The 21,922-nt window shown below is 39.0% G+C and carries 19 protein-coding genes; 9 read left to right on the plus strand and 10 right to left on the minus strand.

What is annotated here, in order from left to right:
* Positions 1 to 191 precede the first annotated feature (191 nt).
* The gene (locus AM629_RS04290) at positions 192 to 896 is read left to right on the plus strand and encodes a hypothetical protein (protein WP_235525395.1); all 705 of its coding nucleotides are present in this window, start codon (positions 192 to 194) and stop codon (positions 894 to 896) included.
* A gap of 201 nt (positions 897 to 1,097) precedes the next feature.
* On the opposite strand, the gene AM629_RS04295 is transcribed toward AM629_RS04290, so the two are convergent.
* Positions 1,098 to 3,479, minus strand: a complete 2,382-nt coding sequence (locus AM629_RS04295) for a M60 family metallopeptidase (protein WP_054476453.1) — start codon at positions 3,477 to 3,479, stop codon at positions 1,098 to 1,100.
* Between the two features lie 573 nt (positions 3,480 to 4,052).
* Here AM629_RS04295 and AM629_RS04300 point away from each other — a divergent pair.
* Complete coding sequence (locus AM629_RS04300; RefSeq protein ID WP_054476455.1) at positions 4,053 to 5,660, plus strand: ABC transporter substrate-binding protein; 1,608 nt, start codon at positions 4,053 to 4,055, stop codon at positions 5,658 to 5,660.
* 176 nt (positions 5,661 to 5,836) lie between these two features.
* Here the strand turns inward: AM629_RS04300 and AM629_RS04305 are convergent, their stop codons facing one another.
* The gene (locus AM629_RS04305; protein ID WP_054476456.1) at positions 5,837 to 6,079 is read right to left on the minus strand and encodes a hypothetical protein; all 243 of its coding nucleotides are present in this window, start codon (positions 6,077 to 6,079) and stop codon (positions 5,837 to 5,839) included.
* A gap of 619 nt (positions 6,080 to 6,698) precedes the next feature.
* On the opposite strand from AM629_RS04305, the gene AM629_RS04310 reads away from it, so the two are divergent.
* Positions 6,699 to 7,322: an RES family NAD+ phosphorylase gene (locus AM629_RS04310; protein WP_054476458.1), complete on the plus strand. Its 624-nt coding sequence runs from the start codon at positions 6,699 to 6,701 to the stop codon at positions 7,320 to 7,322.
* Between the two features lie 32 nt (positions 7,323 to 7,354).
* On the opposite strand, the gene AM629_RS04315 is transcribed toward AM629_RS04310, so the two are convergent.
* Positions 7,355 to 8,044, minus strand: coding sequence for a hypothetical protein (locus AM629_RS04315; protein WP_072161804.1), 690 nt, complete (start codon positions 8,042 to 8,044; stop codon positions 7,355 to 7,357).
* A gap of 447 nt (positions 8,045 to 8,491) precedes the next feature.
* On the opposite strand from AM629_RS04315, the gene AM629_RS04320 reads away from it, so the two are divergent.
* Positions 8,492 to 10,102 carry an ABC transporter substrate-binding protein gene (locus AM629_RS04320; RefSeq protein ID WP_083451871.1) on the plus strand — a complete coding sequence of 537 codons (1,611 nt, stop codon included), beginning with the start codon at positions 8,492 to 8,494 and terminating at the stop codon, positions 10,100 to 10,102.
* A 287-nt stretch (positions 10,103 to 10,389) separates the two neighbouring features.
* Complete coding sequence (locus AM629_RS04325) at positions 10,390 to 10,680, plus strand: hypothetical protein (RefSeq protein ID WP_054476463.1); 291 nt, start codon at positions 10,390 to 10,392, stop codon at positions 10,678 to 10,680.
* A gap of 476 nt (positions 10,681 to 11,156) precedes the next feature.
* Here AM629_RS04325 and hcaD read toward each other — a convergent pair whose 3' ends face one another.
* Genes hcaD through hcaE form a run of 6 tightly spaced genes read right to left on the minus strand, consistent with a single transcriptional unit; the run spans position 11,157 to position 16,331 of the window.
* Positions 11,157 to 12,326 (minus strand): phenylpropionate dioxygenase ferredoxin reductase subunit, encoded by a 1,170-nt coding sequence (gene hcaD / locus AM629_RS04335; protein WP_054476468.1) that lies wholly within the window; start codon positions 12,324 to 12,326, stop codon positions 11,157 to 11,159.
* A gap of 13 nt (positions 12,327 to 12,339) precedes the next feature.
* The gene (locus tag AM629_RS04340; RefSeq protein WP_054476470.1) at positions 12,340 to 13,281 is read right to left on the minus strand and encodes a 3-carboxyethylcatechol 2,3-dioxygenase; all 942 of its coding nucleotides are present in this window, start codon (positions 13,279 to 13,281) and stop codon (positions 12,340 to 12,342) included.
* Complete coding sequence (gene hcaB / locus AM629_RS04345) at positions 13,278 to 14,114, minus strand: 3-phenylpropionate-dihydrodiol/cinnamic acid-dihydrodiol dehydrogenase (RefSeq protein WP_054476472.1); 837 nt, start codon at positions 14,112 to 14,114, stop codon at positions 13,278 to 13,280. The genes AM629_RS04340 and hcaB overlap by 4 nt, the downstream gene beginning before the upstream one ends.
* 2 nt (positions 14,115 to 14,116) lie before the next feature.
* Positions 14,117 to 14,431 carry a 3-phenylpropionate/cinnamic acid dioxygenase ferredoxin subunit gene (gene hcaC, locus AM629_RS04350; protein WP_054476473.1) on the minus strand — a complete coding sequence of 105 codons (315 nt, stop codon included), beginning with the start codon at positions 14,429 to 14,431 and terminating at the stop codon, positions 14,117 to 14,119.
* Positions 14,431 to 14,973 (minus strand): 3-phenylpropionate/cinnamic acid dioxygenase subunit beta, encoded by a 543-nt coding sequence (gene hcaF / locus AM629_RS04355; protein WP_054476475.1) that lies wholly within the window; start codon positions 14,971 to 14,973, stop codon positions 14,431 to 14,433. Before hcaF ends, hcaC begins: the two co-directional genes overlap by 1 nt.
* Positions 14,970 to 16,331, minus strand: a complete 1,362-nt coding sequence (gene hcaE / locus AM629_RS04360) for a 3-phenylpropionate/cinnamic acid dioxygenase subunit alpha (RefSeq protein ID WP_054476477.1) — start codon at positions 16,329 to 16,331, stop codon at positions 14,970 to 14,972. Before hcaE ends, hcaF begins: the two co-directional genes overlap by 4 nt.
* Positions 16,332 to 16,467: 136 nt before the next feature.
* Between hcaE and hcaR the strand changes: the two genes are divergently transcribed.
* From hcaR to AM629_RS04375, 3 genes are all read left to right on the plus strand, one after another.
* On the plus strand, positions 16,468 to 17,346 hold the full coding sequence (hcaR, locus tag AM629_RS04365) for a DNA-binding transcriptional regulator HcaR (RefSeq protein WP_054476479.1): 879 nt from the start codon (positions 16,468 to 16,470) through the stop codon (positions 17,344 to 17,346).
* A gap of 115 nt (positions 17,347 to 17,461) precedes the next feature.
* Positions 17,462 to 18,361 carry an alpha/beta fold hydrolase gene (locus tag AM629_RS04370; RefSeq protein ID WP_054476482.1) on the plus strand — a complete coding sequence of 300 codons (900 nt, stop codon included), beginning with the start codon at positions 17,462 to 17,464 and terminating at the stop codon, positions 18,359 to 18,361.
* A 69-nt stretch (positions 18,362 to 18,430) separates the two neighbouring features.
* Entirely contained in the window at positions 18,431 to 19,213 is a 783-nt protein-coding gene (locus AM629_RS04375; RefSeq protein ID WP_054476485.1) for a fumarylacetoacetate hydrolase family protein, read from the plus strand.
* A 61-nt stretch (positions 19,214 to 19,274) separates the two neighbouring features.
* Here AM629_RS04375 and AM629_RS04380 read toward each other — a convergent pair whose 3' ends face one another.
* Positions 19,275 to 20,456, minus strand: a complete 1,182-nt coding sequence (locus AM629_RS04380) for a questin oxidase family protein (RefSeq protein WP_054476487.1) — start codon at positions 20,454 to 20,456, stop codon at positions 19,275 to 19,277.
* Positions 20,457 to 21,111: 655 nt separating this feature from the next.
* Here AM629_RS04380 and AM629_RS04385 point away from each other — a divergent pair.
* Entirely contained in the window at positions 21,112 to 21,867 is a 756-nt protein-coding gene (locus AM629_RS04385; RefSeq protein ID WP_054476488.1) for a fumarate/nitrate reduction transcriptional regulator Fnr, read from the plus strand.
* Positions 21,868 to 21,922: the final 55 nt, after the last annotated feature.

The raw sequence follows: 21,922 nt of genomic DNA on the forward strand, positions 1-21,922 counted from the left end.
ACCAGATTGCAAAAGAAATCAGGATTAACTCGGCTGATCCCATTTCACAAGCGATTACCGCAAAGTGGCAGAAAAACCGTGCTGCGTGTTAGAAGGACAGAATCGCATCACCGACCAGTATGGCTTTTTAAAAAGAGATTGGTGAAAAAACTTTCCTATTTTACAATTCCATGTAAGCTAATTTTTCGAAATTGCAAAATATCACTGAGGTGCTGATGGAGACAACAACAAAAGAATCCAAGAACCGGGTAAAACCGACAAGTGGATTCGATCAGTCTGAACTTATCAAAGCACGCATCACCAATCTTGCTGATCATTTTATTGATGTACTTAGAAAAAAAGATCCAGATAGTCTTTCCCTATTGTTAACTCTACCCGACGACGAATTTTGGGCAGAAATTAAAGGACGAGTCAACTATATTGAAATAGTAGAAACTGTTACACCGGAAAAGAAAAAACACGAAGAATTTATCGAAAACAGGAATGCTTTTCTTGCTCATCTTGGGAAATACGGCGGCGTCTACAAGTCCAGCAAGGTTGCGGATATATTAGGAGTGACTCGCCCGACAGTCAATAAATATGGTGAAAGTCATAAACTCATCGTATTAAATTGGGGAATAGAGAATTTATATCCTGTTTTTCAATTTTCAGTAAATAAAAAAACCTGTAATAAAGGATACTTAAAAGGTATTCCAGAAATACTGGCTAATTTAGGTCCGGTCAGTGGCGTAAAAAAATGCCATTTTTTCATTCGTAAGATTAATACATTTAACCTTGATATAGATCTGGCTGAATCTACAACAGTACTGGATATCCTCAAAAATGGCGCATCCCATGATGAAATTGCTCAATTGGTAAAACTTGCGAGGATTTTTGACGCTTCTGATTCCATATAAAGACCCTTAATCTATGCTTAAAGAGTCATTATTTTACCCTATTCCCTCCAAATACACGCAAATCTCCCTATATACCCATTATCTTTCAAGTTTCCCCTTTATTCCACCTTGCCTAGATAGGTAACCTAGCCAGACCTCCAGCTACCATCAAAAAACGCTGGAGGTCTATTTTTTCACAAAGCGTTTATTTAGGATTTATCCTTATTCAGCTAATATCAAATCGCCGGTTTGATAAATAACATAAACTTTCGTACCCATTCTAACTTCGATAGTACAATGATCATCTTCTGTTAAAGTCATGTTAGTTGACCAGACTTTATTTGATAAAGATGAATACGCTGGCTTACCCTTATTTATTTCTGATTGATAAGCGTTATTCTTTATAGAAACATATTTATTATCCCGGAAATTTTCGTTCGCAAATGTCACTATCAATTTATTTTTAGCCAATTCAACTCTGGCTATAGTTTGTTTTAAGAACATAAATTGTGCATCATCTACTTGTGAAAGATAAATATCCTTCTTCTTATACGATATTCCACTATCATTTATATCTTTAATCAGTTCAGATAAAGTGCTTTGAGTAACATTATCATTTATTTTAGATTGGGATGCATCCGTATATAAACCAGCTATTCTTTTCTTTATATTTTCTTCTGCGAAAGTTGTTTCAAATATTACATAAGTTCCATTAAGTAATCTTGCTTGAATAGCTAATTCATTAGCATCATTTAAATTTTTATTTGTTACCCACGTTGATGGTGGAATAAAGCTGGAGTAATAAGGCTGTCCTTTATTTATTTCCGATATATATTTGTTATCTTTCGTTGCAACATATTTATAACTTTTAAATAATTCATCCTTGAAATTCACTGTTAGACGATTAGAATCGATATTTGTATTTATGATGGTATTTATCAAAAACATCTCCTGTGCATGATGAAATACAGATGACATTTTGTTACTGTCATTGGCCTGCTTGATAGCCTCAAATATATTATCTAACTCGCTCTGGGTTACATTATCATCAATTTCTGTATGATTTTGATCTTTAAATAAATTATTCAATCTTTCCCATAATTTAAAATCATAAACTGTCATGTTATAAACAGTGTATCTCTCTCCATCAAGTCCTACTTCAATTTCAATGAGATCATCTAAGGTAAAATTATGCGAGACTTTAACATTCAAACCACTTTCATCCAATTTTGCGTTGCAATAAAATGGCTTACCATCTTTTATTTCTGCAAGATATTGGCTATTCTTTTTGATGACATATTGATATGGAGTATGCCAATCAAGATCGATAGTAAATTCAAACTTACTCTCACTTAATAATGTTTTACTTATACTCTTCATAAAGTAAGCCAACTCAGGAACATATTTCTGCTGTGGCATCTCTATTGTAATTGAATTTTTATCATCATTTTCCCAAATATTTTTCTCTAATGATGGTAATGTTTTTAATATTTCTAATGTTTTTTCATCAGGTGTAATTCCCCATTTATCAAAAAAACCGGCTAAATTAATATTGGTCAGTTGAGATGAGGATATTATAAGTTGTTGTTTTTTATCATCATTGCTAACAGGCAATGAATCCATTAACCTATAAGCTTGATGAAGCTGAGGGTAAAATCCGTTGCCGAATGTTAGTCTTAACTGCCATAGCATTCCTAACTTTATATTAATATCTTGAGCGTCAAAATTCTTTTCTTCAGCAACTAAATATTCTTTGATTTTAGGATAGTATTTATCAATGAAACTCGCTCTATCATAAAAGCCTTCTTGTACAGCTAAAGAATACAAGTTGACTGTAACCTCAGTCATTCCTGTTCCACCACTCCAGGTATAAGGAGATTGTTGCCTTTGATGACCACTTTCATGCCAAATTCCCCAGCCATTATTGGTCGCTAATAATCGTTGCAGGGCCGCATTGCCATTAAAACCCATATGTCCATTAGTTGCAAACATATATAAACGATCCGCTTCTACATATAATAATTTATTTGGATCAGCCCTGTAGTCTACTTTCCCATCTTCTAATATTCCCGATATGCTATCCTGATGACGAATAAAGTCATCATAATATTTCATTAACGCCTTTGGATCAGTCAGATATTGCTTAGCACTATTATATCTTACAACAATTATTGCTCGTTCACTGCTAAGTTGAACCACAGGTGCATCAGAATATAAATCCATCATATCTTCCCAATCTGTATTATTGGTTTCATTCAATTTAAATGATGGAACTTTCTGTAACTCTGATTGAATAATAATCTTCACATAACCATTATTATTGTTGTTGGTAAAACTGAGTAAACCTTCATTTTTTGAGGTAAATTTATTTAACCCTTCCGTTAACAAATATTTTTCTGGTTTATTAAGTTCAGGAACGCCAATCACTGCATTGATAGAATTATTTGTTTCTCCTTCAACATTAATAATAATTTCCTGTCCGAAAATAGCGTAAAATCCCGTTGGTTGCAGTTCACTGTGTGCAAAAGATCTTCGCTGTATTTTTTTGTATTCATTAGCAGATCCATTACCATGTAAGGTTATCGATTTCTTATTATCTATCATATTATTACTACCTTCTAGTTTGGGTTGGGAACATTGCAAAAATGCAGAGTAATTGAATCACGAATTAATGATTTCGTTTGAAATAATACCACTGTAAAAAAATTACCCAACAACTATAAAAGTAAAGTCGTCCATCAAGAAATGATTCTATAACACCCCAAAATCCCCTATTTCAAATAAAACAACAACTCCTGCGGTAAAGGTACTATCTTCAACTTATAAACTAGGGCCTTTAGATTCGGAATATACCTGTTATCTTTCAAGTTGCCTCTTTGTTGGCTGCGCTCGCTCACCCCGGTCACATAGTTTGCTATGCTCCCGGGGATTCACTCCCTTGCCGTCGCGATGCATCTTGAAATCTATTGGGTATACATAATTAAATCCATTATTTAAATCTCATGACATTGATGAAGCTTCACTAAACATTTTATACTAATACTTCATTGTAGTTATATCCATCCCATTTAAAATAGGATATTCAATATAATCATATAATTTTAATCTGAATTTTATCAACCAATTGATTCCCCTGAATTAAATACCAAAAAATGAGATCCTCCTGGAGAACAAACAATGGCGAAAACAATAAGAAATATATCTTTACTCACAGGTATTATACTTGGCAACTTGACATTATCTCATGCAGCAATTATTCCATCTGGTACACAACTGGCAGTTAACCAAGATATTATTCGTAATAATGGCTCAGAACCCGCATCTCTTGACGTCCATAAAATCGAAAATGATGTCGAGTTTAATATTATTAACGATTTTTTTAGTGGATTAGTCAGTACAGATCGTGATGGCAAGTTAACCCCTGATTTAGCTGCTCGTTGGGAAACCAAAGATAATAAAGTATGGTTATTCCATCTAAGAGAAGGAATAAAGTGGTCTGATGGTTCACCGATTACTGCGCATGATGTGGTTTTTAGTTGGCGTCGTTTAGTTGATCCGCAAATGGCGTCTCCATATGGCAGCTATATTGAAAATATGCATATAGTCAACGCCAAAGATATTCTCTCTGGAAAGAAAAAAACCAATGAATTAGGTGTAAAAGCACTGAATAATCTGACAGTAGAAGTAACGTTAGAACAGCCCGTATCCTATTTTTTACAGATGCTGGCATATCCTATTATGGTGCCAATTAGCCAAAAAGCCGTTGAGAAATATGGCGAGAAATGGACTCACCCAGATGTATTTGTCAGTAGTGGCCCATTTAAATTAGCTGAATGGATCGTCAATGAAAAAGTGGTTGGAGTCAGGAATCAACAATATTGGGATAATGTACATACCGTCATCAATAAAGTCACCTATCTCCCAATATCATCAGAAACAGCAGATATAAATCGATATCTGGCAGGAGAAATCGATATAACAAAGAGCATCCCATCGATTTTATTTAAATCTTTAAAAGCAAAATTAGGTGATCAGGTTCACATTACACCCGCATTAGGTGTTTATTATTATGATCTGAATAACCAAAAAGCACCTTTTAATGATGTTAGGGTCAGGCAGGCATTAAATCTAGCTTTAGATAAAACCATTATAGCAAATAAAGTATTAGGGCAAGGTCAAGAACCTGCTTATAACCATACTCCACCGAACACCGGAGGAATGAATCTAGAGCAACCTGATTATGCATCGTGGACACAACAGTCAAGGATTGAAAAAGCCAAACAGTTATTGAATGAAGCCGGTTACAATAGCAATAATCCATTGAAATTTAACTTGCTTTATAATACATCAGAAGAGCATAAAAGAATTGCGATCGCAGCAACATCAATGTGGAAAAAAAATCTGGGTGTAGATATTGTCTTACAAAATCAAGAGCGAAAAACAATGTTAGATGCAATACGTCAAGGTAATTTTGATATGGTGAGATATGCACGGATTGCTGATTACAATAATCCGGCGTCATTTTTAAATAATTTTGTTACTCATAGTTCCAATAATACATTTTTATACCACAATGAAATTTATGATGATTTGGTGAGAAAAGCCAAAGCAACAAATGATCAGAAATATTTCCAGCGAGCAGAAAATATTCTGGCAAAAGACGTCCCTGCTATTCCTGTGTTTTATTATGTTGGTGCCAGACTGGTAAAACCTTATATTGGCGGATATTATCTGAGTCCACTCGGCTTTATGTCATCGAAAGATCTTTATGTTATTAAGCACTAGTGTGATATTAATGTAGTGTTTTAATAAGCATTAACAATAAAAGGGAAATCAGTGTTCGACTTCCCTTTTAAATGACGATTTATACCCAATAGATTTCAAGTTGCAGTGCGGCGGCAAATGAACGCAGCCAACAAAGCAGCAACTTGAAAGATAACAGGTATATTCATAAGTCTTTATCATTCTATACTAACAAAGTCTACAATAGTATGATCAAAAACATGCACATCTCTTCTAACAGCCATCTCTAGTGCAGCAATATTTCCACCATTAAAAGGGATTTTAATTACTGTCCCGCTACAATCAACTTGATTCCAATCTACTTCCCAATTTACGAGGGATTCCTCTCTCCAATTATCTATCCATGCACGAATTGTTATCGGACTTGGATTATATCTTATCGGAATTCTCACACGCGGCATAATCTTACCCTATAGTATTCATGTGGAATACAGTTGTTTATTACCCATCATTATCAATTTTTTGATGACATGACAAATTAATGGCATAGAAAAATATACTAACTTGCAGTTGGTTGATGTAATTCCTGTTTTTTTAGAAAACAAACCTATCCTGCTAATTAAACAATAGTATAATTATGTAATAAATCAATCATCAATATAAATCTTGGCAAGTGGTTTATTATTCCATTTTATTATTAATGATTTCTCTGCCACAAATTAAACAGGGATAAATCTAAGTGTGGATATTATTTTACAGAATCAAAAAAATAATATTAACTACAATATATCGAGGTTATTTTGATATCGATTGAGATTATATAAGCCAATCTTATTTTACATCGTCGAAAAATCTTCTGATGTTATTAGTCAATGTAAATTCAGGATGTCGTTACGCTATCCGAGTGAGTTAATTCTCACATTTCACTTTATTTATCAAAACATGTCCCACTCCCCCTTGTGCGATCCCTTTTCTATAATACACTTTTAGTTACTGGACAAATGCCCGGCGTTACACGTTTGTCGTAACCAGACCGGAGACAACTTATAGCTGAAACAGGTAGGAATAAAGGAATGTTCAATGGTAATAAAATCAGGTGAACCCCCCGATTTGGTGGCAAAGAAGATCAATACACTCACCATCGATAAAATCACGCAGAGTATCATCATCATTTCAGCCGGCACGATTTTTTACCGACTGCAAGAAGGTGAATATGGAGGCAATGGCGTGTTCTTTAACCACAATGGAGAACATACCCGATACGGGTTAACAAAGGGTTTAAATGGCAGCCTGTATTTAGCCAACTCACCGAGAACGTCGATGAAAGAGGTATTTCAAAACCTGCCGGCTATTACAGACCGAGAGCTAGACGAATACTATATGGCTACATTGGTAACAGAAAAGGACTTGCGCGTTGTGGACATTACCCAGCTTGCGCCGAAAATGCACGTAACCGCCCATCAACTAACCGGAACGGACTACCGGGACACCCAGAAGCTTGCCGCACAGCTATTACCACACGCGAACGAGCTAGCTTACATGTCTAATGTCACACTCGAGCCTTGCATAGTACTTTGGCATAACGATCCGTCAGGTAAAGGCGTGATACGCACCGCTGAGTTAACGGTACTCAGAGATTTTGAGTACGAAGGGCAAATAGCCGAAGACATTCTGGTGAACGATCTGGATATTCCAATAATATGACAGATGCGAAATCTTTTATTGTATTGCGGCGATTATGCGGTGTCTTGAGTACCAAATAACTTAGCCAAGCGAATAATTGCCTGAAGTTTATCATCCGAAATACCCTCTCGCAGTATATCGATGATAGTGAATTCTTGATCCGCCGACAGGCGACAATCCAATACGTCACGTTTCTGCGCGAAAAAGCCGTACTGCATCACACCGCTGAAACGACTAAGGTGAGGCAGAATCTCCGCCATTCCTCTCAGCACACCTTTTTCGCTTTTATTTTCATCCTCTGAGAACTGAAAAGCGGGATAGATGAACTCACCATCATGTTCAAGAGCCAATAATTTACCAGTGTCCTTTTTCTTTTTAACCGTTACCTTGCTAACACCCAGCAGCTTTGCTACTTCAGCAGAACTTAACACCCCACCATTTTCACGTACATTGTCAAAAAAGCGCGCGCGACTACGTACACGGTTGAATAGCCTTCTCTTTTCTGGCGTCAGCTCAGACAGCGCCCACGACGGCATAGCCTGAAATAACATGCTAACGAGAAACTGGTTATCCGGCAGTGCTAACTGACGCTTGATACCAGCATTACCCTGACTACGGATATTATTTGCCAGTTCTTTAACGATATTTTCAAGACGATCAGCCGCTGCATCAGCATCATCGTACTCATGATGAGAAACCGCCGCGTTACTATCGAGCCTGGTTCTCCTATATAAAACTTGCATAATGCACCTCGTGTTAACGACTGACAATACAAAAAATATATACACAATCGTTAACCAATGCAAATCTTATCCATTTGTACCGTGATCAAAAATGTATTCCTATTTCTACCCTTTCCTTATCAACTGATATCACATTGCAACATAACCCATTGGCTATCAAAACCATTACGCTATTGCTGGTATCAAAGAAGCCAACCAATAGATTTCAAGTTGCAGTGCGGCGGCAAGTGAACGCATCCCTAGGAGCATAGATAACTATGTCATAGAGAACTCTGTGACCGGGGTGAGAGAGTGCAGCCAACAAAGAGGCAATTTGAAAGATAACAGGTATATCTATAATTATCCCTGTTTACTTACCTAGACAGAGTAATTTACAGAAAAGCGAATATCAGGTATTGCTCAATTTGCAGTACCAATCTTAAAAAATGTGAGCTTATTGGAGAAATGATGATGAAAAAGGCGATAAAAAATATATCTTTATTCACAGGAATAATAATTGGGAGTTTGACATTATCTCATGCAGCAATTATTCCACCAGACACACAATTGGCAATTAATCAAGAAATTGTCCGTAATAATGGTTCAGAACCTGCTTCTCTTGATGTCCATAAAGTTGAAAGTGATGTTGAATTTGATATTATTAATGATTTTTTTAGTGGATTAATCAGTATAGATCATGATGGAAAATTAAGTCCTAATTTAGCTGCCCGTTGGGAAATTAAAGATAATAAAATATGGGTATTTCATCTCAAAGAAGGAATAAAGTGGTCTGATGGTTCACCGATTACTGCGCATGATGTGGTTTTTAGTTGGCGACGTTTAATTGATCCGCAAATAGCATCTCCATATGGCAGTTATATTGAAAACATGCATATTGTAAATGCCAGAGATATTCTTGCTGGAAAGAAAAAAACTGAAGAGTTAGGTGTAAAAGCATTGGATAACTTAACAGTAGAAGTGACGTTAGAACAACCGCTATCCTATTTCTTACAAATGCTGGCCCATCCGGTTATGGTGCCAATCAGTCAAAAAGCTGTTGAAAGATATGGTGAGAAATGGACTCAACCGAATGTGTTTGTCGGCAGCGGGCCATTTAAATTATCAGAATGGATCGTGAATGAAAAGATAGTTGGAGTCAGGAATCAACAATATTGGGACAATGAACATACCGTTATTAATAAAGTCACTTATCTTGCTATAACATCAGCAACAGCAGCCGTAAGTCGCTATTTGTCGGGAGAAATAGATATAACAAAAAGCATTCCATCAGTTTTATTTGACTCTTTAAAAACCAAATTAGGCAATCAGGTTCATATTTCACCTACATTAGGTGTTTACTATTATGGATTTAATACCCAGAAAGCACCTTTTAATGATGTTAGAGTCAGACAGGCATTAAATTTAGCTTTAGATAAAGATATCATAGCAAATAAGGTATTAGGGCAAGGTCAAAAAGCTGCTTATAATCATACCCCGCAAAATACAAGTGGAATAGATTTAAAACAACCTGATTATGCATCATGGACACTACCAAAAAAAATTAAACAAGCTCGGCAGTTATTGAATGAGGCGGGTTACAATAGAAGCAATCCGTTGAAATTTAATCTTCTTTATAATACATCAGAAGATCACAAGAGAATTGCTATTGCAGTGTCCTCAATGTGGAAGAAAAATCTAGGTGTAGATGCCATTTTACTAAATCAAGAATGGAAAACCATGTTAGATACAATGCATCAAGGTAATTTTGATGTCGTAAGATATGCATGGATGGCTGATTATGATCATCCAGCATCGTTTTTAAATAATTTTGTTACCAATAGCTCTAATAATACCTCATTATATAGTAATGATATTTATGATGACCTGATCCAGAAAGCTAAAGCAACAAATGATCCAACATATTTTCAGCAAGCAGAGGATATTTTGGCAAAAGATATTCCAGCAATTCCTATTTACCATTATGTTAGTGCCAAGCTGGTAAAATCTTATATTGGCGGATATTACACCAGCCCTCTCGGTTTTATATCGTCAAAAGATCTTTATGTTATTAAACATTAACTGGGCAATGCTAGAGTTATTATAGCATTTAAATAAACATTACGGTTTGGAAAAATTTAATCAGTTTCAAACCGTAATAAATCATCCGGTAGTTTAAGTTAAAAACTGCTTTGATAATTCATTCCTAATATTAATTATAGTGATGAGTTATTTTATGAAATGAAAACGATAAAGAATATCAGTTTAAATTGGAATTTCTCATCTACACTTAATGTTGTTAGTCCAAAACAGCATCCTAATAAATCAAATCTTAATCAAATCAGATTAAAATAGTGAGGGGTTGTAATATGGGCATGATTCACGTTACTAACAATATGAAATGTGACACAATTGAAGTTTCAATTAGCTACTGGAGCACTGATTACGCACGATTCACAGTGTCCGACTATTATTTTAATATCACTCCTGGACATTTTAGGGCTGCTTGGTTTGTTGAAGATTCGCGCGGTTATATCATGTCAGTCAGCAGGAAAGGAATCACCGCTTCATATTTCATTTTACCGGATACCAAAATTATTGTCGGAGAACATCGAGTGACAGAAAATGAGTATGTGATAAGTCCTTTATTGGTAAGCTAGTTCACTTAATGTTGTTAGTCCGAAACAACATCCTAATAAATCAAATCTTAATCAAATCAGATTGAAATAGTGAGGGAGTTGTAATATGGGCATGATTCACGTTACCAACAATACGAAATGTGACATAATTGAAGTTGCAATTAACTACTGGAGCACTGATCACGCACAGTACACAGTATCCGACGATTATTTTACTATAGTTCCTGGAGGTTCCAAGGACCCTTGGGTTGTCGATGATTGGCGTGGTTATATCATGTCAGTCAGAAGGCTAAAAATCATATATTCATATTTCGTTTTACCTGATACTAAGATTATTGTCGGAGAACATCGAGTGACAGAAAATGGGTATGTAATAAAACCGTTACTTGTAAGATAGTTCATTGCCTTGATTGAGTATATAAATTATTCAATATGTCTACCATCGGTGACCATCTAAACGGTCACCGAATTCAATAATAAAGCCAGTTATTCAAATACTACACCGGAACAACCGCAGGATTAGCAAGTAATTTCCGTAAATTCCGCATTTCTCTTCCCTGATTGATAGCAACAGCACCCACTAAGATTTTATTTTCTGTACCAATCAAAATGGCTTTATCTGATTGCAAATCACCTTTGATATGCCAATTTTCAGCCTGCATTTTTCCAATCATTTGAATGTTAATGCCCCATTGATCGGTCCAGAACCACGGAGCGCCTAGTTGCGGAGGCTCCAGCCCCATCATGGCATGCGCAGCAATAGTCGCTTGGCGGTTAGCATTTTCCCAAGTTTCGCGGTGCTGGAGTTCACCGGTCAGTGGTTCTCTCTGGAGGCAAACATCTCCGGCTGCAAAAATATCCTGCTCAGAAGTTTGACAATGATCGTCAATGACAATACCCCTATTGGTAACCAAACCCGCATCAACCGCGAGCTTATCCCTGAATTCAGCACCAATACCATAAATAATGATATCCCCGATCACCGTTTCTCCAGTGCTCAACATCAGAACTAATTCCTCCCCCTGCTTTTGCGCGGAAACAATATTGGTATCAAGGAAGAATTGCACCCCTTTTTCTTGATGACGATGCAAAAGATAGTCCTGCAATAACGGAGGGGCGCAACGTGCCATGACACTATCAGCCTGCTCGATAACTGTCACGTTTGCACCCAGTTCACGAGAAGTTGCCGCCAGTTCCATACCAATAACACCACCACCGACGACTAAAACCCGTTTACCTTCTTTCACTGCCTGGCGTAAACGTTGCGCATCATCCAATGTTCTCAAGGTATAAACATTTTCACCCAGTTGATCGAGTAACGGAAACCGCCTGGCTCTCGCCCCCATTGTAAGCAGGAGTTTGTCATACCTGAGCTTGTCACCATTTTCCATAACCACGCAATGTTCCAATGGGACAATATGGCTGACCGGCTGACCTACGCGCAAATCTATCCGGTTATTCAGATAGAATTCTTCAGAGAACAGATACTTCGGTTCTGTTTCCGATTGCGTCAGATACTCTTTTGATAAGGTAGGCCGCTCATAAGGCGCATGATATTCTTTACCAATTAAAATAATATCACCATCAAACTGTTGCTGTCGCAAGGTTGCAGCAGCCATAGCTCCCGCTTGCCCAGCCCCGACAATAATAAAAGTCTGACCTCGCATATTACGCTCCTATTTAAGCCACCGGTTGAGCGCTGACCATAGCCATCCCAGCCAACCATTCCCGAATAGGTTGGTAATAATGCCGTTGTACCTGATATTCACCATAAACAGAAAGCGCTGCAAAAGCCGCAATCCAACAGCGAATCTCCTGTCCCCCTTTACCCCCCTGAATGTCGATGGCTTCATCCGTTAATGCAGCAAGGCGCTGTATATCCCCACTACAAAAAGTATTCAGCAATTCGTCATCCCACTGGGGATTCAATGGAACAGCAACATTTTCGCCACGAACCAGCGCTTCTCCAACCGCAATCACTCGGCTTTGCCGTTTCTGACGAGCCTCTTTTGTTGGATTTCTGCCTGCTATCAAGAATTCCTCAACTTGTGGCGAAGCTTGTCCAATCTGCGATATCGGTGGATCATGTGATAAACCACCAGAACCGAGCAGCAGTACCCGCTGATCGGTAGTAGACAGAAACTGACCCACTGCGCGGCCCAACGCAACTGCACGATGGCACCCAGGTAATGGCCTGGCCGCACAGTTAATAAATATTGGGATGGTTGGATAATGCTGTAAATCCTGACAAAGCAACATCAAGGGTTGAGTAAAACCATGATCAGCTTGCATCCGCCAAGATTGGGCAACATCAATTCCTGCGTTATATAAGGCAGAAATTAATTCTTTCGCTGTGTTTTCAGGAACATTTAGTGGCCCTTTACCAATATCCCAATCCCCCACAGCATTCGCCCTCACGCCAACGCAAAACGCTGGCATGAGATCATAGAAGAAGCCATTAAAATGGTCAGGTGCGAAAATCACAATTAACTGTGGATCATATTCTTTTACCTGTTCAGCCAGTTGCTGAAAAACCTGCCGAACATGCTTTTCTGTCGTCTCAGTTGGAGAACAAAAATCCATCAAAGGCGTGTGTGAGGTACAAATCAACTTAATAGTCATCTGAAATTCCTCTTCTTATCGGGTGACATTACTCCCGCTGTAACCTGGCGAATTCCACGGATACTTAGCCCTGCATCAGCCGTTATCATGACACCGGTTAAAGTGCGATTGTTTGCACGAGAAGCGAGCATGACATACGGGCCGGTGAAATCCTCCGGTTGAGGGGTGAATTGCAGGGGTAAAATCGCACCGATAATTTCCGGGGACAAGCTGTCTATAACGGATTGATCTTGTTGGGATAATGCTACAGGACCTCGAAGATCACTTGGCATACCACAAGGCGCAACCCCATTCACTCTAATAACCGGCGCCAATTCATAAGCTAACTGACGGATCATCCCAACGGCTCCATGCTTGCTGGCGGTATACAGCACACCACCTCCACCAGAAAACCATGACGCACCTGACAACGTAAAAATCATGCTGCCTTCTGATGCGGTCAGGGCCGGCAATGCAGCTTTAGCGCCTAAAATGTACCCTTTCAGATTAACAGCCATTAGTTCATCAAACCCTTTGTCAATCTGTTCTGCTGATGCATCAAGCAAGCTAATTTTGTGATCCCAAATGCCAGCATTACCGACCAAGCAGTCTAGTTTGCCAAAACATCGGACAGTTTCAGTCACTGCCCGCTCATTATCTTCAAAAGAGACAACATTGCCCTGAATCACGCAGACACTTTTACCAAAACAATGCACCAAGGCAGCTGCTTTCTCCGCAGATAATTCCAGTATGCCAACTCTGGCACCTTCAGCGATAAAACGCTCTACCAAAGCCAATCCCAAACCAGAACCGCCACCAGTTAATAAAATGACCTGATCTTCAAGCCAACTCATTATTACTCCTCCGCTACTGTGATATAGATTTTTCCATCCTCAACAACAACAGGATACGTTTTCAATGGTTCTGTAGCGGGAAGACAAAGCGCCTTCCCGGTTTTGAGACAAAAGCTGGCCGTATGCAGTGGACACTCAACTGTCGCATTATCTTCCAGATACCCTTCGGATATAGAGGCATTACCATGACTGCACCGGTCATCAACAGCATAGAACTCACCGTCATAGTGAAAAAGAGCAATATCAGGCGTGTATTCAACCTTACGCGCTTCTCCATCGGGCAGTTCTTCAACAGTACATACAAATAACTGGCTCATCAGAATAAAACACTCAAGTTATGGAAAGTTAAAACCGCCTGGTCTAGGGTAATTTCACGTCGGCAAATTAACCAGCTACCGGTTTCCACATTACGGCGAACACAATCCAACCGCTTGCCGACATAAAAAGCTTCATCTCGCTCTTTTTGTGAACGGTACAACAGATAGTTGGACTGAACATGAAATTGGTCAGGCGAATCAGTTTCAGTAATCACCAAGTTTGTTAATAAATGACGAGTGCGGGACGGCGGTTCTTCTGCCCACGCCATACCGGTTTCCAACCGAGCAATTCGGCGTTCAAGCTGAAATTTATTGTCGTTAAATAACCAAGTTGTTGGTGGTTGGATGCTCTTGCGGCGATCACGGGTTTGTGCATTAACAATCGTGCGCATGGTATAGCTGAGATCTTCTGATAACAGCTCAAGCCAATCACGAAATTGCCATTCATCCAGTAAAGCTGCTTCGTAATACAGAAACTGGCTTATTTCATAATGCAGCTCTGACGTTACCCGCGTTTCTTTATTGATGATTAGTGCTTTCATTTAACCAACTCCTGCCGATAAGCCCGACTCTTTTCCTCTATCTCATCCCAGGTTTCACTGGTGAGTAAGTCAGCCCAGCGTTGATACATGCCTCGGGCCACAGTTTCAGAAAAAACATCGTTGGTCACACCTGGAATTCCATCATTTCGCACCCTTTCTCGTCCCAATCCCATTTCCAGACACAACGTGCTGTTACGAGCTTTGTAGCCTTTAAGTACCTTCTGGATTTCCACCCAATTTTCAGAATCATCTTGTTCCAGAAAACCTGATGGACCAAATGCACGAGTAGTACTGTTTTCAAACGCCTGTTTTACCTCTGGAGAAGCCGCTTTATCTGCAATGCAAAATGCCCATACCTCCACTTGGTCTGGCCCTCGTGGATGCCAAACCCGCATAGTCGCGGTACCGTTCAGCCAGGAAAGTGTCGGGAAAATATTGTTGTGACCCGCAAGACGCAATGCCCGGACTTTCCCCAGACGTTGCTCTACTTCGGTATAGGTTTCACGGTAGTAACGGGCAACAGCACCATCAACCCAAACATTGGCATCCGGTTTTTCTGTCAAGAAAAATCCACAGCCGTGACCATTTTGAGCGAATTGCACCGCATCTTTTGCTGTTTCCCAAACTGGTCGGGCAGTCTGACCAGCACCTAATGCTTTTTCATCGTCCCCCTCTTTTACCCCTAAAACTTGTACAGCAGAGGCATGGCTAAATAAAGCATGGTACTGATCGCCGGCAAACTGCTCAGCCGGGAATTTCCAGTTACAGTTGATGAGCCATTTTTGTACACCGCCAATGACTTCTGTTCCACCCTCACGGCGATCAAGTACACCATCAAGATACCAAGCCATATCACCGAGATAATCAATCAAGGAGGGTGCCGTGGTATCCCAGTTACCGAAAATTAACCCTTTATAACTTTCCACACATGGCACTTCCTGAAGACCCCACTTCTCTTTGCAAAGCCCATGCGGATAAGCTCGCTCTTCCAACGGAACATCAACTAATCGCCCATCAACACCGTATGCCCAGCCATGATAAGGACAAGTAAACGCGCGAGTATTGCCGCTATCCGCGTAACAAACCCGCATAGAACGGTGACGGCATTGATTTAGAAAGGCTTTAACGGAACCCTCTTTCTGGCGGACAACGACAACACTGTCTTCTCCCATATAAGTATTAAAAAAGTCGCCCGGACGCGGGATTTGGCTCTGATGAGCCAGAAATAGCCAACAACGACCAAATATTCTTTCGAGTTCTAATTGGTAGAGTTCAGGATCGATATAAATCTGAGGAGTTACACGACCAGTTCGGGCATCAATCAGGCGGTAGATATCTGAATTTTTGCTCAATGTCATATTATCTGATCCTTATGTAAAAGAAAGGTTGACTTTTTGCCAACATGCAAAATGAATGCTATTAATAGATTAATATTTTGTGAAATACATTGTTTGTTTAATTTAAGACTTTTTTTCGATATATGAGGAAACGGCAATGGAATTAAGACACTTACGATACTTTATTGCAGTAGCAGAAGAATTAAATTTTACTAAAGCTGCGAAAAAGTTGCATACCGCACAACCTTCGTTAAGTCAGCAAATAAAAGATTTAGAAGATTATATCGGATCTACGTTGTTAGAAAGGAACAAACGCAGAGTTTCTTTAACCAAATCTGGGGAAGTTTTCCTACAACAGGCCAGAATTATTCTTGATAACGCAGAGAAAGCCAAAAAAATGGCTCGCAGAGCGGCCCAAGAACAAATTGTGTTAACCATTGGATTTGTGCCATCAGCCGAAGTTAAAGTATTACCTGAAGTTATCCCAATATTTCGTTTTTCTCATCCTGGATCAAAAGTAGAACTCATCAGCTTATTTCAACCAGGACAAGAAGAGAAATTATTACAAGGTGATATTGATGTCGCTTTTATGCGTCCACCAATAGAGAGTGATTATATTGATTTTAAAGTTATTCTTAATGAACCCCTGGTCGTCCTAATGCCAGCTAACCATAGGCTCAGATACTGTGAAAAAATCTCAGTCAATGACTTACATGGTGAAAACTTTATTGCTACTGATCCCATACATTCCGGTATCTTACAACAGATTATAGAAAACTATTTTGCTGAACATAATGTTGTCCCTAACACTATTCAAACAGCTAATAATCTTTTATTAATTTTAAATATGGTCAGTATGAATCTAGGATGTGCAATAGTGCCATTTTATATCACTAGCATTATGACAGATGCCGTTGTCTGTCGGCCATTATCAGGATATTCCCCCACAATAGATATAATAATGGCATGGCGAAAAGACAACAAATCAGAATTATTAGCACATTTAATAGATGTTGTTGAAAACAAATATTTATAAATATAACAGTTATCGTTTTCACATTTAAGGCTAGACATATTAAGTATTAGTGAATATGTCTAGCCACCGTTATATTAATAATGAATTAACTCGAAGAAAATAAAGGAGATATCACGTGTCAATATCGACTAATCTTCAACATAAACCCGTACAACCCGAATTTTGTTCTCTTTGGTCTGCAATTGCTAGTGGTGAAATTCATCTGCATTATATTGATGTAAAAGGGATAAAAACCCGTGTTCTTGAAGCTGGCAATGGCCCTACTCTGATTTTCCTACATGGTATTGCAGGCCATCTTGAAGCCTATATGCGCAATATTCTGCCCCATGCTGCCCATTTTCGTGTGCTGGCAATTGATATGTTGGGGCATGGCTTCACGGATAAACCTGACCATGCCTATGAAATTGCCGATTATGTAGAACACTTACGAGATCTTATAGAAACATTAAATCTGGAGAAAATTCATCTTTCTGGTGAGTCTCTGGGTGGGTGGGTTGCAGCCCGGTTCGCTGCAAAATATCCACAATACATTCACCGTCTGGTGTTGAATACTGCGGGTGGTATGATTGCTGATCCAAATGTCATGGAACGCCTGCGTACTCTAAGCTTGAATGCCGTGAAAAACCCAGATCGGGAAGCGACCCGCAAACGCCTTGAATTCCTGATGGAAGATCCGGCTATCGTGACAGAAGACTTGGTTGAATCCCGTTTTGCTATTTATCGTCAGCCAGATATGTTGTCCGCAATGGAAAGCATCATGTGCCTGCAAGATATGGATACCCGTTTACGTAACCTCCTGACTGAAAATGAACTGATGCAAATTCAGGCTGAAACGCTGGTATTATGGACAACCCACGATCCAACAGCCTCAGTTTCTGTGGGGCAACGGCTTGCCAAACTGATCAAAAACAGCCGTTTTGTTGTTATGGAACAGTGCGGTCACTGGCCTCAATATGAAGATCCAGACACATTCAACCAAATTCATATTGATTTTCTACTCAATGGCAATCAATAACGCCTCTTTCAAACGAGTGATATTCCAATCGGAATATCACTTTTATCGCCTGTTCTGGAGCAACAACCGATGAGTAATGTGATAAACCATCTTAGCGAAACACTGTTTCAATCATGGCGGAATAATCAAGCTATCACTCCCATTTCCGATAATTATCCAGAATTGACATTACACGATGCTTATCTTATCCAGCAAAAATTTATTGTCCGTCGTCTGGAAACCACCGGTGAGCGAATTATTGGTAAAAAAATCGGTATCACTAGCCAGACGGTTATGGATCTATTGGGCGTAGACCAACCAGATTTTGGTATTCTCACCTCAGATATGTATTGCGCAAATAATTCCACTGTGTCCATTAAACAATTAATTGCCCCCAAAGCTGAAGGTGAAATTGGTTTTATCCTGAAACGTAATTTGCGAGGTCCAGGTATCACAATTGCAGATGTGCTGCAAGCGACAGATTATGTCGTACCTTGCATCGAAATTGTCGATTCCCGTATCCGTGACTGGAAAATAAAAATCACAGATACCGTTGCTGATAATGCCTCGTCAGGCTTGTTTATCATTGGTAATGGAACTCGTCTGCCATCAGAAATTGATTTGGCTGCCATCACAATGACGCTGGAAAAAAACGGTAAATTGATTGACACCGGTATTGGCGCCGCTGCACTGGGGCACCCAGCCAATGCCGTTGCTTGGCTAGCGAATATGCTAGGAACGCTGGATATGTCATTGCTCCGTGGAGAAATCATTCTCTCTGGTTCTCTCGCCACCATGGTGCCAATTAATGAAGGTGATCGCTTGAAAATCAACTTACTCGGCTTGGGATCTGCTGGAGTTAATTTCGTCTGACAAGTTAAAAATCCAAATTACCTACCCCAAAAGAGGCGGTAGGTTCAATGACTACGATATTTTAAGACCGATATCCATTTTCATAAAAACCGTGGGGAAGCAAAGGCGTACTTGTAAATTGACTTGCCGCTGCCCTATAAATAGTTAAACCATGTTCTTTCCACAATTGATTCATCACATAAACCAGTTTCGGGTTATGTTCTTCCTCTTCCTCTAATACCCTAGCAATAATATGCGACCACTCCTGTTCCCAGACAGGATAAGTCATTTCGTCTTGCCTGAATGAATAAGCCTGATTAAGCGCAGAAAATTTAGCAGGCTTCGATAAGTCAGTTGTTGAAAACAAAATGCATAACATACCAACCCAATAACATTTAATAATATTTTTACTTTCATCAGCAGGCAAACGTGAAGCGATCTTTTTCATTGCAAACAACGAAGTCACTAAATGAAGAAGCAAAAAATCACCGGGTTTAGCAAGATAAATCAATGTCACGACATAAAATAACTGCGCCCAACTTTCTTCTACATTTTGCGTCTCAATCCAAACCGGCAAACGGTATATTTCTGGGTGACCTTGCATTAAGATACGTGCAATACGATATTGAAGGCTGGATCTTTTTAATTCAGGATGTATTAAATCAGTATCGGCTAACTCTTCATTATCAATCAACGAATTCACCCAATCGGTCAATTCTACTTTTCTCTTTTCCCACAGTGTTGAAATTCTCAATATAGAATCAAAAGCATTCTTATCATTTAGAGAACTATCAATAAAAGCACTCTCTGAATGACAAGGAACATACGAAAATGCCATGTAGGCAAGCCCTTCAATAATCATCCAGGGATGATCGATATCCAATGCCCAACCTAAATGGATTGTACCGTGAGTTAATGCACCCGCCCATCCTGACAAAAGCGTTGGCATATATTCTTGCAATACCTGTTCAATCCCTTTCTTTTTAATTTCTTCTTCAAAATAATCACAGTAAGAAGAATAATTTGTTCGCTTACCCAAGAAATGTTGCCAGTTCGTACTATCTATCACATGCTTTAATGTTTTAGGTGGTTCAAGCCCCATACCATAGGGCGTCGATTTAGCATAATTATCATAATAGTCTTTAATTCTGCTAGCATTGATCCCTAAGCCATGAAGCGCTATAACGGCATGTTTAACGTGATTAGTAAGATGGCCATTAAATTCAATATGATATGAACGATCATTAAGTAATTTGTTTATCATTTCTTACCCCATTATTAATTATATTCTTATTTTGACTCAGTCGTTTTTCTAGTGAGATAAATCCCGACTAATACAAGCAATACTCCAACAACCCTCGCTAACCCGGGAGTAATCCCCTGATATAGCCTATGGATTTCAAGATGCATCGCGACGGCAAGGTTTTGCTCATTAAAACACCTTCAAAAGATCATTAATTATAAAACCGAAAAAACACTCATTTAGTAATTTGGATATTTAATCAAAAAAATTTCTTTAAACTTAATTTCAGGGGAATAAACCTTTTCATGCCATTTGTCTTTTTCGATTGGCTCTATTGCCGATAATATTACAAACATTAATGAACAAATTGCAACATTTTACCAAATACCACAACGCCTTGCTTTCTCTCAGCGCCAAGAAAACCAAGAAGTATGTCTTACCCTACTTAAAACTCTCACCAAATTCAAACTACTGATATTGAATACCGTCTTGTTATGACAACGACCAAACATCAACTTTGTGCCACGTAATAATTTAATGTGATAATTTCTTATAGATAGGATAAACAAGTAATACATTTTCTCAAATAAATTGCAGAAAACTATTATAGCTCTTACCAGAATCATAAAGAGATGCTAAAGTTGAGCCATATCAATATTTCTAACGAGCATGCCATATGATCCAGGAAAAACGTGTTATTCGTCGAATCCAGTCCGGTGGTTGTGCGATCCACTGCCAGGATTGCAGCATTAACCAGCTGTGCATCCCCTTTACCCTGAATGAGCACGAGCTTGATCAACTCGATAATATCATTGAGCGTAAAAAACCCATCCAGAAAGGACAAACTCTGTTTAAAGCAGGCGACGAGTTGAAATCTCTTTATGCTATCCGTTCTGGAACAATTAAAAGCTACACCATCACTGAAGAAGGTGATGAACAAATTACAGGTTTCCATCTCGCTGGGGATTTGGTGGGTTTTGATGCCATCCTTAATACTCAGCATCCAAGTTTTGCACAAGCCCTGGAAACATCAATGGTCTGTGAGATCCCATTCGAAACATTAGATGACCTGTCTGGTAAAATGCCTAATCTCCGCCAACAAATGATGCGCCTGATGAGTGGCGAAATTAAAGGCGACCAAGAAATGATACTGTTACTCTCCAAGAAGAATGCTGAAGAACGATTGGCTGCATTTATCTCTAATCTTTCCCGCCGTTTCGCTCAGCGCGGTTTCTCACCAAGAGAATTCCGTTTAACCATGACCCGCAGTGATATTGGTAATTATCTTGGTTTAACCGTTGAAACAATCAGTCGTCTGCTCGGACGTTTCCAAAAAAGCGGAACTCTCGGCGTAAAAGGTAAATACATCACTATCGAAAATATGGATGCATTATCTGACTTAGCCGGAAAAAAATCTGTTTCAATTTCCTGATTTTAAGCCAGATCATCTTATTTTGTTGATCTGGTTCACCACTAACCTGTCCGGT

The organism is Photorhabdus heterorhabditis, from assembly GCF_001280945.1.
Lineage (GTDB): Bacteria > Pseudomonadota > Gammaproteobacteria > Enterobacterales > Enterobacteriaceae > Photorhabdus > Photorhabdus heterorhabditis.

Bases quoted from the DNA above. Each gene is read 5' to 3' on its own strand.
- AM629_RS04295 (WP_054476453.1), bottom strand. From the start codon at position 3,479: ATGATAGATAATAAGAAATCGATAACCTTACATGGTAATGGATCTGCT.
- AM629_RS04300 (WP_054476455.1), top strand. From the start codon at position 4,053: ATGGCGAAAACAATAAGAAATATATCTTTACTCACAGGTATTATACTT.
- AM629_RS04305 (WP_054476456.1), bottom strand. From the start codon at position 6,079: ATGCCGCGTGTGAGAATTCCGATAAGATATAATCCAAGTCCGATAACA.
- AM629_RS04310 (WP_054476458.1), top strand. From the start codon at position 6,699: ATGGTAATAAAATCAGGTGAACCCCCCGATTTGGTGGCAAAGAAGATC.
- AM629_RS04315 (WP_072161804.1), bottom strand. From the start codon at position 8,044: ATGCAAGTTTTATATAGGAGAACCAGGCTCGATAGTAACGCGGCGGTT.
- AM629_RS04320 (WP_083451871.1), top strand. From the start codon at position 8,492: ATGATGAAAAAGGCGATAAAAAATATATCTTTATTCACAGGAATAATA.
- AM629_RS04325 (WP_054476463.1), top strand. From the start codon at position 10,390: ATGGGCATGATTCACGTTACTAACAATATGAAATGTGACACAATTGAA.
- hcaD (WP_054476468.1), bottom strand. From the start codon at position 12,326: ATGCGAGGTCAGACTTTTATTATTGTCGGGGCTGGGCAAGCGGGAGCT.
- AM629_RS04340 (WP_054476470.1), bottom strand. From the start codon at position 13,281: ATGACTATTAAGTTGATTTGTACCTCACACACGCCTTTGATGGATTTT.
- hcaB (WP_054476472.1), bottom strand. From the start codon at position 14,114: ATGAGTTGGCTTGAAGATCAGGTCATTTTATTAACTGGTGGCGGTTCT.
- hcaC (WP_054476473.1), bottom strand. From the start codon at position 14,431: ATGAGCCAGTTATTTGTATGTACTGTTGAAGAACTGCCCGATGGAGAA.
- hcaF (WP_054476475.1), bottom strand. From the start codon at position 14,973: ATGAAAGCACTAATCATCAATAAAGAAACGCGGGTAACGTCAGAGCTG.
- hcaE (WP_054476477.1), bottom strand. From the start codon at position 16,331: ATGACATTGAGCAAAAATTCAGATATCTACCGCCTGATTGATGCCCGA.
- hcaR (WP_054476479.1), top strand. From the start codon at position 16,468: ATGGAATTAAGACACTTACGATACTTTATTGCAGTAGCAGAAGAATTA.
- AM629_RS04375 (WP_054476485.1), top strand. From the start codon at position 18,431: ATGAGTAATGTGATAAACCATCTTAGCGAAACACTGTTTCAATCATGG.
- AM629_RS04380 (WP_054476487.1), bottom strand. From the start codon at position 20,456: ATGATAAACAAATTACTTAATGATCGTTCATATCATATTGAATTTAAT.
- AM629_RS04385 (WP_054476488.1), top strand. From the start codon at position 21,112: ATGATCCAGGAAAAACGTGTTATTCGTCGAATCCAGTCCGGTGGTTGT.